Source organism: Deinococcus radiophilus, from assembly GCF_020889625.1.
Classification (GTDB): Bacteria; Deinococcota; Deinococci; order Deinococcales; family Deinococcaceae; genus Deinococcus; species Deinococcus radiophilus.
The window spans coordinates 1,188,759-1,202,273 of record NZ_CP086380.1 but is presented as its reverse complement, the minus strand read 5'-3'; the positions used below and the strand labels follow the sequence as shown (position 1 = coordinate 1,202,273).

Sequence of the window (13,515 nt, the reverse complement as noted above, 5' to 3'; positions counted from 1 at the left end):
CTCCCTTGAAGAGAGGAGAGAGTCGCTGTGACCAGCGGCTTGTGCGCCTCAGTCCACCACCAGCGGAATCAGCACCGGGTTGCGTCCAGTCGCCTTGCGGACAAAGCGGCGCACTTGGCCGTACATATCGTCGCGGATGTCTTCCAGGCGCCGCTTCTGGCGGAAGCCCTCGGTGACGGCTTCCAGAGCCACCCGCTGAATCTCGGCGTCCAGTGCGGGATTGGAGCGGGCAAAGCCGCGCGAGACGATTTCCACATGCGGGGTGGGGTGCAGCACGGCGGTCAGGACCATCAGACCGTCCTGGCTCATGGCATTGCGGTCCATCAGGATATCGTCGCCAATGTCGCCTACGCCCAGGCCGTCCACATACACGGCGCCGGCGGGAACCGTTTCGGTCACCTTGAACTCGCCTTGGCTCAGGTGCACGATGTCGCCGTTGCGGGCAATCAGGGTGCGCTGCGGGGGCTGCGCCAGGCTCTGGGCCAGCCGGGCATGGTTGATCTGGTGGCGCGGTTCGCCGTGCCAGGGCAGGAAGTACTTGGGCCGCACCAGATTCAGCACCTCGGCCAGCTCGTCGCGGCTGCCATGGCCCGAAGCGTGGACCCGGTAGGTGGGGGGGTAGTACACGTCGGTGCCGATTTCGTACAGGTGGTTGATGACCAGATTGACCGCTTCCTCGTTGCCGGGAATGGGGTTGCTGGACAGAATCACGCTGTCACCGCGCTTGAGGGCAATTTTGGCGTGGTTGCCGAAGGCCAGGCGGCTGAGCACGCTCATCGGTTGGCCCTGCGAACCGGTGCAGAGGAACAGCACCTGCGAGTCCTGCAGGCCCGCCACCTGGTCGGAGGTCAGGAACGGCTCGGGGGCCTCCATGAAGCCCAGTTCCTGTGCCACCTGGGTGTACTTCAGCATGGAGCGGCCTTCGATCACCACCCGGCGGCCCAGTTTGTGGGCAATGTTCAGGATGTTTTGCAGGCGCAGCACCTGCGAGGCGAAGGTGGTCAGGAACACCCGGCCCCGGCAGCCCCGGATCACGTCTTCCAAGTTCTGGGCGATCTCGGTTTCGCTGGGGGTACGTCCTGGACGCTCGGCGTTGGTGGAGTCGCTCAGCAGCAGCAAGACGCCCTCGTCACCCGCCCGCTTGAGGCGGGCCAGGTCGCTCAGTTTGCCGTCGCCGGGTTGTTCGTCCAGCTTGAAATCTCCCGTGTGGACAATCTGTCCAGCAGGCGTCTGCAGGACGTAGCCGTGGTTGTCGGGGATGGAGTGCGTCATGCAGAACACTTCCAGCTTAAAGGCCTCACCGATGTTCAGCACGTCGCCGTCTTCCACCTCACGGAAGTCGGTGTCGGAATCCTTGATGCCGAATTCCTTGAACTTCTCGCGGACCAGGCCCAGCGTCAGCGCGCCGCCGTACACGGGAATCTTGGGCAGGCGCGCCATCAGGTAGGGCAAGCCGCCGATGTGGTCCTCGTGGCCGTGGGTCAGGAACCAACCCTTGATTAGCCCGGCGTTTTGCAGCAGGTAATCCATGCGCGGAATAATCAGGTCAATGCCCGGTTGGGTGGTGTCGGGAAACGCCAGACCGCCGTCAACCAGCAAGATTTCGTCGCCGTAGCGGTAGGCAGTGATGTTCTTGCCGATCTCGCCCATGCCGCCCAGCGGAATGACCTGGATGAACGGCTGCTGCGCCTCTTCAGGGGTGGGGTTTTGCGTCATAGTATCTCCTTTTGGTGGTGCAAGGTCCTCTTGAGAAGGCCTCTGTCTATGTGTTCTGAGCCACCTGAATCTGCTCACATCAATACGTCCGTAAAACCGTCGTATCTATGGCTGTGCAGAAACCGGGGGCGATATACACGCGGTGGCGGTACAAAAAAAGCCGTAAGCCAGCGCTAGGCTGGAGAGAGAAGGCGGCGTCAAAAAAAGCGTCCTGGTCGCAGCAGGCGGGGCACTTGGGGCGAGGGACTCTGCCGCTCACAGGGTGCAGAAGAATTCTCGGTCTGCCCCAGGTTCCGGGCGTTGCCGCAGTGCCCTCAAGTTATCACAGCTGCCTGGATCACCCACTTGAACACGCCCCAATCCCAGTTGCAGGGTCCTGGATTTGGCTCCCTGTCTCTTGGGTGAGCAAGGGGCCAGAAGTGTCTGCTGGTGGAAAGACCAGGGAAATGTCACGTTCAATTCAGCCCACTCCTAGGGCAAGCGTCGCCTTAAGGAAGCGTTATCATGCTCGGCAATGAATGAACACAACATCCTGATCATTGAAGACGACCTGGATATCGCCAACGTCCTGAAGCTGGACCTGACCGATGCGGGCTACGGGGTGGACCACGCTGACGTCGCCATGACCGGGCTGATCAAAGCCCGCGAGGACAACCCGGACCTGATCATCCTGGACCTGGGGTTGCCGGATTTTGACGGTGGCGATGTGGTGCAGCGCCTACGCAAGAACAGTGCCGTGCCCATCATCGTGCTGACCGCCCGCGACACCGTAGATGAAAAGGTGCGCTTGCTGGGCCTGGGGGCCGACGATTACATCATCAAGCCGTTTCACCCCGACGAACTGCTGGCCCGCGTCAAGGTGCAGCTGCGCCAGCGCGTGACCGAAAGCCTCACGATGGGCGACCTGACCCTGGACCCCCAAAAACGCCTGGCCACCTATAAGGGCGAGGAACTGCGCCTGAGTCCCAAGGAATTCGACATTCTCAGCCTGCTGATCCGGCAGCCGGGCCGGGTGTACTCGCGCCAGGAAATCGGCCAGGAAATCTGGCAGGGCCGCCTGCCCGAAGGCAGCAACGTGGTGGATGTCCATATGGCCAACCTGCGCGCCAAGCTGCGCGACCTGGACGGCTATGGCCTGCTGCGGACCGTGCGCGGCGTGGGCTACGCGCTGCGGGGCTAAAGGGCACAAGGGTCTGCAGACGACTGCGCTGGCCCCAGGGTTCAACTTTCAGACAGGAAGCTCAGGCACAAGCTGGGGCCTCCTGTTTCGGCTTGCTGTTCCTCTCAACTGCCCGACCTTGGAGACTACCTGAAGCTCCTATTCATCAGGGGTCCAGTATTCCTGAGGATACTCACGTCATGAAACACAAGTCCTCCCCCGGTGGGTCCCAGAACCATGGTCAATCCGAGTCGGACGGCAACTATGGCCGCTTTGTCGCCATGGTGCTCACTTCCGCCGTGCTGATGTACGCCGCGATGTACCTGAACACCTCCGCCTGGGACCATGTCTTTTTCAGCTGGAGCCGCTTTTTCATGTCCATGCTGATGACCGGCATCATGGCCACGGTCATGCTGCTGTTTATGCGCGGCATGTATCAGGACCGGGCCAAGAACATGGCGATTTACCTTGGCAGCGCGGCCCTGTTTTTGGGCGGGCTGTGGCTGGTGCGCTCGCAGGCGACTGTCGGTGACGTGGCCTGGATGCGGGCGATGATTCCGCACCACTCCATCGCCATCTTGACCAGTGAGCGCGCGCAGCTGCAAGACCCCCGCGTGCGCGAACTGGCCGGCGAAATCATAGAAGCCCAGCGGCGTGAAATCGCCGAGATGAAAGCGCTGATCAAAGATTTGCAGTAGAGCCACCATATGTTGAGTTGCTCTCGCTGGTTAACCGGTTCGCTGTCCATCCAAACTGGTCAGCAGCCGTTCGGCTTCGGTGGCGGGGACTGGGCGGCCCAGCAAATACCCCTGTGCCTGATCACAGCCCAGCTCATTGAGTAGTTGTAGCTGCTATTCGGCCTCTACACCTTCGGCCACCACGGCCATGTTTATGATGTGTGCCAGGCTGATCGTCACTTCAATGAGCGTGCGGGCTCTGGCGTAGTTGAGGCCGTTCGGGTGCAGGTCGCGTAGAAAGCCTCGGTCAATTTTGAGGACGTGGAAGGGGAGATTATGCAGCATATTCAGACTGGAGAACCCGGTACCGAAATCGTCTAGCGCGACACTGACCCCCAGTTCATCCAGGGCGGCCAAGTGGGTGACCGCCAGTTCCTGATCACCATGAACCATACTTTCGGTGAGTTCCAGTTCCAGGGCACTTCCGCTCAGTCCCGTGGCGACCAGTGCGGCAGCAACCTCCTGCACAAAGCTCGGCTGGCTGAATTGCAGGGCCGAGACATTCCGATGCGCAGACCCCGGTCAGGCAAGTTTCCAGAGCACGGCCTGACGGCAGGCTTCACGCAGCACCCAGTCCCCGATATCCAGGATCAGACGTGTTTCCTCTGCTAGAGGAATAAACTGGTCCGGCCCCAGCAAACCAAGTTGCGGGTGTTGCCAGCGGACCAACGCTTCAAAGCCACGCAGGGTATTGTCCGGCAGCTGAAATTGTGGTTGATAGTGCAAGACCAGCTCGGATTGCTCGACGGCCTCGCGTAAGTCATAGCCCAGCAGACGCTTTCGCTGCTCGGCGGCACTCAGGTCGGCATGAAAGACCTGTGCTCCATTCCGCCCGCTTTGACTTTTTGCACCGTCAACTCGGCATTTTTGAACAGGGCTTCAACCATCTGACCGTCACGTGGGACAACCACACCTCCCAGTGAGGCGGTGATGTGAATCAGTTGATCTCTGATTTCGAACGGCTGCCGTAAGGCGTGCAGCACCTTGTGCATGACGTGTTCCAGGTCCTCCTCCTGCGCCATGAAATTCAGCATGATCACGAACTCGTCACTGCCCAGGCGGCCCACCAGGTCGCCGGAGCGCAGAGTTTCCCGCAGGCGGTGTACGGCTGAGACGAGCAGGGCGTCGCCTACGCTCTGGCCGAACAGTTCATTGATGGTCTTCATGTGATCCAGGCTGCAGACGATCACTCCAAGCAAGTCGCCTGGCTGCAGCGAATCCAGCTGTTTTTGCATCCTCAACTGAAAGTGTGGCCGATTAAGCGCACCAGTCAGTGGTTCATGCGCGGCGCGGTGCGCCAGACTCATGTTGGCCCGCTTGAGGGTGCGGGTCAGTTCCATCAATTCGGCGTCCCAGGGCAAGATGGCTGCCGTGGTCCCAGGGTTCAGTTGCTGATGGAGCTGTGCAGTCAGTGACTGCACGACCTGCTGCACGTCTGAGCTGTACAACTGGTCCTTGAGCTTGGTGATGCGCTCTCCGATCTGGGTGGCCAGTGCCGCATCGCCCTGTGCAGCGGCCAGTGCCAGACGCGTTTCCTGCACGTCCAGTTCCTGGGTCGGGCTCTTGGCCTGCACTGCGAAGTCCAGGCTGACTTGTAGATATTCCTGTGCCTTGTCCAGTTCTCCAAGGGCCAGCTTGGCCTTGCCTATGCCCCAGTACAGCAGCGACTCGCCTTCGGCGTCCATGGCCCAGCGGGCCACCCGCAAGCCCGACTGTGAGACCCGGCAGGCGGCCTGGGCACGCCCCAGGGCCAGCAGCGTATCGGTCAGGGTGACGCGCGCATAACACTCGAAGCGGGACATCGCATTGTTATGCGCAAACCCAATGGCTTCCTTCGCCATGCCCAGTGCCTGCTCATGGTTGCCCAGGTCAAAGTGTGCTTGCGCCAGATTTGCCAGCATGTTGGCGGTAAACGGCACGAAGGCGATCTTCTGCGAGATTTCCAGGGACTGTTCAGTCAGCCGCAGCGCCATTTCATGGTGGCCCAGGGTGCTGTAGACCGTCGCCATGTTACCCAGGGCCACCGTTATGGCTTCTTCGTTCATCAGTTGCTGGCCCAGCCGCAGACAGTCCAGCAGATAACGCATGGCCTGTTCCAGGTGCCCCAGTCGCTGTGCGCCCAGTCCCAACATGTTCAGCGACATGGCTTCCAGTTGCGTCAGGTAGGCGGCCCGGCTTTTTTGCAGGCCCTCTTCGGAGAGAACCATCAGGTGTTCATAGCGGCCCTGCAGGAAGTCACAGCTGGCCAGTTTGAGCAGGGCGTCAATTTCCTGTGCCAGAGTGCCCATCTCCCGGGCCTGCTCCAATACTTCCAGCATCTCTTTTCTGGCCCGTTCGGGGTCACCCAGCATGGGTGACGTAGCTGCGTGCCAAGCGTCCGGTCAGGTCAGCCGTCGTAGGCAAATTGGAAGAAAACGGGACCATATTTCATCTTACGGTCAGGGGCGTCACTGGCATCTGAATTCTGCTACATATGGAGCAAGTCTTAAAGAATTTACAGCGGATGGTGACGCTTTTCCTACTGATGTCTAACAACTGAAAGGTGGGGGATGCCGCTGGTTGAAGTGTCTGACCAGGCTATCCCCATGTGCTTTGGATGTCGGCTGACCGGAGATGGCTACGCGGCTAAAGATGCGAACGGTGGGGGCCATGACGTGGTCCCCACCGCTGTTTCCAGGCTTAAATCTCCTTGACCACCCAGTCGAAGCCGCCGTCCTGGGCGGGGTCCTTGCCTGTCACAGTGGCATAGGCAGCCTTGTCTGGCGTCAGGTACGCCCCCGCCACCCGGTTCACGTCTTCCAGGGTCACAGTCAGCAGCCGGGCCAGGTAGTCTTCCTTGACCTCGGTGCTGAAGCCTGCATGATCGCCAAAGAAGCGCATCCGGCCCACGGTGTCGGGGCTGGTCAGTGGGTCCAGGGTTTTGCTGGACCCCAAGATGGCTTCGGTGAGGTGGTTGGCTTTCAGCTTGCCGCTCGCCAGAAATTCAGGAATGCCCGCAAACACCTCAAAAGTGCGTCCCAGCTGAGGGTCACGGTAACTGCTGAGCGTGAAGACCCCGGCGCGGCTGTCCAGGCTGGCGCCGGCCCCATATGCCCCGCCCTTCTCGCGGATTTCGCCCAGCAGGTATTCGCTGCGCAGCAAACGGGTCAGCACCAGGAGTGCCGGGCTGTCGGGATGGGCAAAGGGAACAGTCTGCCAGGCCACGGCATTGAAATTGACTGGCGAATCGGTCACGCGGGCCTGGGGTTGGTGCCCCAGCAGCAGGGTGTCCGGCTGCGCGGTATGTCCTTCCTGAGCAAAGACCTGGGCCAGCGAATTCAGGTCCAGCCCCACGTCCTGCGGGGTGGCGGTCAGGGCCAGCAGCGTTTCGCCGCGTGGCAGCAGGGCGGTAATCTCGCCGAAGGTACCCAGCAACTTGGTGAGGTCAGCGTCCGGGGTGGTCAGGGCCTTAATGCGTTCCAGGCTGGTCAGGCCGCTCATGCTTTCCTGCAGGGCTCCGGCGCGGCTCACCTGTGCGGCCGCGAGGCGTTCGGCGTAGGCGTTGCCCGCGCTCACCACACTGCTCTTGAGGGCGGCGTAGCGCTGGCCCAGCAGTTGGCGCATTCGGGCGTCGGTGAACTGCGGCTCTTCCAGCAGATCGCGCAGCAGGTCGCGCAGATGTTCATCGTTGCGGGCCAGGGCCTTGCCACTCACCGTCAGCGACAGGCGTACGTTGTCTAGGCTACCCGGCGCGTGCCCCACGCCCACACTGGCACCGATGCCCCCGGTGACGGCCTCAATCCGGCGGGCCAGGGCCAAGTAGTCACGTTCAGCAGCTCCCGATTTGGTCACGAAGGCGGCGTAGAGCGGCAGCGCCTGAATCTGTGCCTGGGTCAACTCCGGCAGGCGGGTTTGCACGTCCAGATAGGTCAGGCTCCCAGTGGGCTGGGGAATCCGGCCGAGGGTAACGCTGCCCAGATGCTCTTCGCCATAGTCAGGGCGCGGCAGGTGGCGGGTCACGTCATCCAGACCCAGTGAGGGCAGCACGGACTCGTCCGGCTCCTGCGCTTGCCAAGTTTCCAGCGCGGCGCTGTCGGCCAGGATACGGGCGCGTCCGGCGTCGTCCAGGGCAGCCGCCATCCCGGCCACCTGCTCCCGTTCCTCGGCCTCGGTACGGGCAGTCAGCTCAGGGTCGGGTGTCAGGGTCAGGGTCACGCGGTGGGGGTTGCCCAGCAGTTCACAGAGCATCGGCTCGAACACCGGCCCGGCTTTCAGGTCTGCGCGTAGGCGAGTCAGCTCCGGCTCCAGCCGCAGCGCCCCTGCCGGGTTGCCGCCATACATCCAACTGCCGACCATCCCGAACATCACGCCCAGGCCATACGGAAAGCCAGCGTTGCTCACCTCGCGGCTGCTCAGCTCGAAGCCGTGCAAGCTGCTTTCGATCAGCTCCGGGTCAATGCCCTCCTCGGCAATCTGGCGCAGCGTTTCCAGCACCAGTGCCTCGACGGCTTCGGTCTGACCCAGCGGCAGTCCCTTGAGGCCCGCCGCAAACGCACCTTCACGGTACGAGTCACGGTAGCCACTTACATCGGCCAGCGAGGTGCCCAGGTCCGAATCGATCAGTGGTTGCATCAGCGGTGCGGCAGGGTTTCCCAGCAGGATGTCGCTCAACACGCTCCAGCGCAGGTTCTCACGGGGGTCCGAGACTGGCCCCAGCTTCCAGCCCACCGCCACCTGCGAGCCGCGTTCCAGGTCGCTGCCGGCGTAGAACACCTCCTCGCGGCGCGGCGCGTTGAAGGGGGGCTGATCGGGGATGCTGACATCCAGTGTCTGGGCCTCGAAACGGCTCATGACCTGTTCCTCGATCGCGTCCAGCACTTCCTCCAGCGGTAGGGTGCCGTAAGAATAAAAGTAGGCGTTGGATGGGTGATAATGCGCCGCGTGAAAGGCCTTCATTCCCTCATACGTCAGCGTGGGAATGGCCGAGGGCTGCCCGCCAGAGTTGTTGGCGTAGGTCAGGTCCGGATACAGCGCCTTGCCGAACGCCCGGAACAGCACACTGCCAGGCGTCGCCATCGCGCCTTTCATCTCGTTGTAGACCACACCGCCCAGCCTCAGCGGGCTGCTGGGGTCGCCGGCCACCTCATGTTCCAGTCGCCAGCCGTCCTGCAGGAAGCTCTCGCGGCGCAGCAGCGGGAAAAAGGTCGCGTCCAGATACACCGAGAGCAGGTTGAAAAAGTCGGTGCGGTTGCGGGTGGAAAAGGGGTAGGTCGTCCAGTCGGCGGCGGTCATGGCGTTCATGAAGGTGCTGAGTGACCGGGGAATCATGGTGAAAAAGGGATCGGCCACTGGGTAACGCTGACTGCCCATCAGCACGTTGTGTTCGAGGATATGTGCCACGCCGCTGGAATCTTGCGGCACAGTCGGAAAGGTGACGCCGAAGGCCAGGTTGTCGTCCTCACGCTGCACGTGGGCGTGGCGGGCGCCGTTCTCGTGGCGCAGCAGCACCAGCGTGCCCTGCATTTCCGGCAGGTCGTGGACTTCTTCGGTGAGGTAGCGGCCCAGGCGCTGGCCGGGTTGGGGAAGTTTGGGAAGGGTCAGGGTCATCCTGACATGGTAGAGGTTGGCAGGGGAGGGCAATGGTGTGGCTGGTGGCCGGGGAGCCACAAAAAGGTTCCCGTACTACACTAAATCCGATGACCACCCCCTTTGCTGCCGCTGTCACCGAGCGTACCCGCACCCTGAATACCCGCCTATGTGTGGGCCTGGACCCGCGCCTGAGCCACTACCGGGACCCTGCTCATCTGCGCCGTCACACGCTGGAAGTCCTGGAAGCCACCGCGCCCTACGCCGCTGCCGTCAAGCCGCAGGTCGCTTTTTACGAGGCGCTGGGCGTGCAGGGTATGGAGATTCTGGAAGAGGTCTGCGCGGCGGCCCGCACGCTGGGCCTGCCCGTCGTGCTGGATGCCAAGCGCGGTGACATCGGCTCTACGGCAGAGGCTTATGCGCAGGCCTGGCTGACCGGGCGGCACGCAGGCAGCAGCCTGACGGTGAACCCGTTCCTGGGATTTGGCGCGCTGCAACCGTTCGTGGGGGCGGCGCGGGAACACGGCGGCGGGGTATTCGTGCTGGTCAAGACTTCCAACCCCGACCAGGCCGACTTGCAAGGTGAGGGCCTCAGCGAGCGCGTAGCTGCCGAGGTCGCCCGCTTAGGAGCCGAGGAAGGCGGCGAATACGCCAGTGTAGGCGCGGTGGTCGGAGCCACCCATCCGGATGACCTGCCCCGTTTCCGCAGCCTGATGCCGCGTGCCTTACTGCTGCTGCCGGGGTTGGGCGCTCAGGGCGCGCAGGCACGTGACCTGGCGGGTGCCTTTCACCCCGGTGGCACCGGCGCCCTGGTCAGCGCCAGTCGGGGCGTGCAGTATGCAGACGGCCTAGATGTGGCCGCCGCACGGGCCGCTGCCCAGGGGTTCAGGGACGAGTTGAATGCTGTAATGCCATAAAAAGGCTGTGATGCCGTAAAAAGTAAGAAGGCAGGCAACGGGAAACACCTCCCAATTCGCCGGCCGCCTTCTTACTTTCATGTTGCTTGGGCTATCTAGGCTTGCGCCGAGTCCGCTGCATCTTCTAGCTCCAGCCCGGCAATTTCTTCGGGCTGAAAGAAATACTTCTCGTTGCACCAGTGGCAGACCACTTCCTGGCCGCCTTGGTTTTGCATGTCCTGACGCTCGGTTTCATCGAAAAACATCAGGCTGCTGGCCGCCCGTTCGCGCGAGCAGCGGCAGGCAAAGTGCCAAGGCTCGGCGTCGGCCCCCAGTTGGGGGTCTAGGCCTTCCAGTGCCCGCTGGATGGTCCCCAGCAGACCCACTTCGCGCATCGAGGTGGTCAGTTGTCCGACCTGGCCCAGGTTCTCTTCTAGGCGGGACAGGGTTTCGTCGCTCACGCCGGGCATGGCCTGAATCAGCAGTCCACCGGCCAGGGCCACCCGCCCGCCTTCTTCGTAGACGCCCAACAGCAGAGCATTGGGAATCTGCTCGGATTTGCCCAGATACGTGCTTAGGTCCTCGGCGATCTCACCACTGACCAGTTCTACACTGCCGGTCCAGGGTTCAGCATTTTCCAGCAGGCGGGTGACGGCCAGTTCGCCGTCTTTACCGACCAGGCCGCCCACATCCAGTTTGCCGTCGCTTTCGCGCACGGGCAGGTCTGCGCCGGGTTGATGCACGTATCCGCGCACACTGCCGCTTTGATGTTCACCGCGCACATCGCCGCCAGCCGTACCTTCGGCCACCACCCAGCCGATAGGGCCGCCGCCCTGAATGCGGACCGCCACGCGGCTCCCGGCGTTTTTGCCCAGCACGACAGCCAGGAGTGCAGCGCCCATCAGGGTGCGGCCCAGCGCGGCGGTAGCTGTCTTGCTCAGCTCATGGCGGAGCCGGGCTTCTTCGGTGATCTGGGTACCGTCCAGTGCCACCACGCGCAGGGTGCCTTGAGCGGCAATCCCGCGCAGCAGGTAGGACTGAGAAACAGAGGAATCGGTCATAGGTCAAGGGTAATGCACGGCCCTGCCCGACAACCGTGCCAGGGCCGTCAGTTGTGGCTCCGCTGTCCCCGTGTCACGCACAGACCTACTACAGGACTTCATCTTTCTCACGAGGGCCTACGCCGATCATTTTCACCTTCAATTGCCACTCATGACTATTCTATTCCTGGCTGGACATATTCTGTCAAATGACATAAATAGAGGGATGGATCCAGCCTTAACTGCCTCTCGTATGGCCCTTGGCCCAGGCAGTTGACACCCTTTACAAATTTGTGTGTATACTCATGCAGATCTTATTCCCAGTCCCACAAGGAGAAACCATGAAAAAATCTGCCATCCTGCTGACGACCCTGGCCCTGATGCTGGCCGCCTGTAACGACACCACCACGACGGACACCACCACCGAGGCTGGCGAAGCCACCACGGAGACCACCGAAACCACGACGGAAACCACCGAAAGCACCACCGAGGGCGCTGCTGAAGGCACCACTGCGGCAGGTGGCGGTTCCAAAACCGGTAAAGACACTTTGGTGATTCAGGAGAGCGCCGATATTCCGACCCTGGACCCCGGCACCACCTACGACACCCAGAGCGGCCTGTTCGTCAAGAACATGTACGAAACGCTGCTGACTTACAGCGGCACTTCGCTGACCGAACTTGAAGGCGTACTGGCCACCGAGTGGGAAGGCAACGAGGACGGCACCGAGTACCGCTTTACCCTGCGCGAGAACGTGCCCTTCCACAGCGGCAACATCATGACCTGCGCCGACGCCGAGTACACCTTCCAGCGCAACCTGGTCACCAACACTGCGGATTCGGGCAACTGGTTTATTGCCGAGTCGCTGCTGGGCACCGGTGCCAACGCCAACGACGACGACACCATCACCTGGGAGCGCATTGACAACGCCGTGCAGTGTGACGGCGAAACCCTGGTCTTCACCCTGCCCAAAGCTGACCCGGCCTTCCTGTCCAAACTGGCCTACTACGGCCAGGCCATCGTGGACAGCCAGCACGCCATTGAAATCGGCGAGTGGGACGGTACGGGTGACACCTGGAAGGACGCCGTCGGGGTGGACATCACCGGCAGCCCGCTGGCTCAGGGCCCCAGTGGCACCGGCGCTTACCGCTTGGTGAGCAACGACGCCAACACCATCTCCATGGAAGCGTTCGAAGATTACTGGGGTGGCGCGCCGTCCATCAAGAACGTGGTGCGCCAGCTGGTGCCTGAAGAGTCCAGCCGCATCCAGGCTTTCCTGAGCGGTGATGCGGACTTGGTCGAGTTCCCTTCACGCGAAGTGGTGGAAACGCAGGTGGCTGGTCAGCCAGGGGTCGAGATTTACGACAATATTACCAACCTGGGCGCTTACGGCTTTACCATGAACCAGCAGCTGGAAGGCAGCACCAACATCGGCTCCGGCACCTGGGGGGACGGGATTCCGACCAACTTCTTCCAGGACGAAAACATGCGGAAGTGCTTCGTTTACGCTTTCGACGCTCCCACCTATATCGCGCAGGTGCAGCGCGGCAAAGGCGAGCAGCTGAACGTGCTGTTGCCCAAGTCCTTCCTGGGCTATGACGACAGCATCGAGCCACAGCAGTTTGACCTGGCACAGGCCGAAGAGTTCTGCCAAGCCGCCCATGATGGCGCCGCCTGGGAAAACGGCTTTACCCTGAATGCCGCTTACCGCGAAGGCAGTAAGAGCATGCAGACGGCGCTGGAGATCCTCAAGCAGAACATCGAAGCCATGAACCCCAAGTTCAAGGTGAACCTGGTCGGCAAACAGTGGAGCGACATCATTGACGCCACCAACAAAGAGGCGATGGTTTACGTGGGCTGGGCACCGGACTACGCCGACCCGGATAACTTCATCCACACCTTCTACCACACCGACGGTTACTATGCCCCGCGTGGTGGCCTGAGCGATCCTGAGCTGGATGCCCTGATTGACGAGGCCCGCTCCACCATTGACGAAGACCGCCGTGTAGAACTGTACAGCCAGATCGCGCAGTACACCAAGGACAAGGCCTATTTCATCCATATTCCTACTGGTCTGGGTATCAATGCTTACCACACGAACCTGGAAGGCTACGGTGCAGAGTTCGACAACCCGCTGTTCGGCACCTACTGGAAAGACATGAGCAAGACCCAATAAGCAACCGGAGTGCAACACTCTGCTGCTCGGATTTCACCAAATCTCGCCCGGCTACGTGCTGGGCGGGTTTTATTTGCTTGCTCTGTGTGCAACGCCGTGTCAATCTCTCTGGTATATGCACGCTGGAGGGCCGTTTCACCCCGGTACCTTTAAAGTCGGTTTAACGGAAAGCCCCTCTAATGGCTGTACCCGCAATCAGATGAACCTGAGCCAAGATAAGGATGAGAA

8 protein-coding genes and 1 pseudogene are annotated in these 13,515 nt (G+C 61.6%); 4 read left to right on the top strand and 5 right to left on the bottom strand.

The window, feature by feature from the left end:
- Nucleotides 1–48: 48 nt before the first annotated feature.
- A complete protein-coding gene (locus tag LMT64_RS06085) occupies nucleotides 49–1,716 on the bottom strand; it encodes a ribonuclease J (protein ID WP_126350928.1) in 1,668 nt (555 codons plus the stop codon).
- 514 nt (nucleotides 1,717–2,230) lie between these two features.
- Here LMT64_RS06085 and LMT64_RS06080 point away from each other — a divergent pair.
- Entirely contained in the window at nucleotides 2,231–2,896 is a 666-nt protein-coding gene (locus LMT64_RS06080; protein WP_126350927.1) for a response regulator transcription factor, read from the top strand.
- A gap of 179 nt (nucleotides 2,897–3,075) precedes the next feature.
- Entirely contained in the window at nucleotides 3,076–3,573 is a 498-nt protein-coding gene (locus LMT64_RS06075; protein WP_126350926.1) for a DUF305 domain-containing protein, read from the top strand.
- 153 nt (nucleotides 3,574–3,726) lie between these two features.
- On the opposite strand, the pseudogene LMT64_RS06070 reads toward LMT64_RS06075, so the two are convergent.
- From LMT64_RS06070 to LMT64_RS06060, 3 genes and pseudogenes are all read right to left on the bottom strand, one after another.
- Nucleotides 3,727–4,383: pseudogene (locus tag LMT64_RS06070) on the bottom strand (EAL domain-containing protein).
- Between the two features lie 26 nt (nucleotides 4,384–4,409).
- Nucleotides 4,410–5,963, bottom strand: a complete 1,554-nt coding sequence (locus tag LMT64_RS06065; RefSeq protein WP_126350923.1) for a GGDEF domain-containing protein — start codon at nucleotides 5,961–5,963, stop codon at nucleotides 4,410–4,412.
- 328 nt (nucleotides 5,964–6,291) lie between these two features.
- On the bottom strand, nucleotides 6,292–9,198 hold the full coding sequence (locus LMT64_RS06060) for an insulinase family protein (protein WP_229253078.1): 2,907 nt from the start codon (nucleotides 9,196–9,198) through the stop codon (nucleotides 6,292–6,294).
- Nucleotides 9,199–9,287: 89 nt separating this feature from the next.
- Here LMT64_RS06060 and pyrF point away from each other — a divergent pair, with 89 nt between their 5' ends.
- Nucleotides 9,288–10,094 carry an orotidine-5'-phosphate decarboxylase gene (pyrF, locus tag LMT64_RS06055; protein WP_126350921.1) on the top strand — a complete coding sequence of 269 codons (807 nt, stop codon included), beginning with the start codon at nucleotides 9,288–9,290 and terminating at the stop codon, nucleotides 10,092–10,094.
- Nucleotides 10,095–10,189: 95 nt separating this feature from the next.
- On the opposite strand, the gene LMT64_RS06050 is transcribed toward pyrF, so the two are convergent.
- On the bottom strand, nucleotides 10,190–11,134 hold the full coding sequence (locus tag LMT64_RS06050) for an Hsp33 family molecular chaperone HslO (protein ID WP_126350920.1): 945 nt from the start codon (nucleotides 11,132–11,134) through the stop codon (nucleotides 10,190–10,192).
- 320 nt (nucleotides 11,135–11,454) lie between these two features.
- On the opposite strand from LMT64_RS06050, the gene LMT64_RS06045 reads away from it, so the two are divergent.
- Nucleotides 11,455–13,287, top strand: coding sequence for an ABC transporter substrate-binding protein (locus LMT64_RS06045; protein ID WP_229253077.1), 1,833 nt, complete (start codon nucleotides 11,455–11,457; stop codon nucleotides 13,285–13,287).
- Nucleotides 13,288–13,515: the final 228 nt, after the last annotated feature.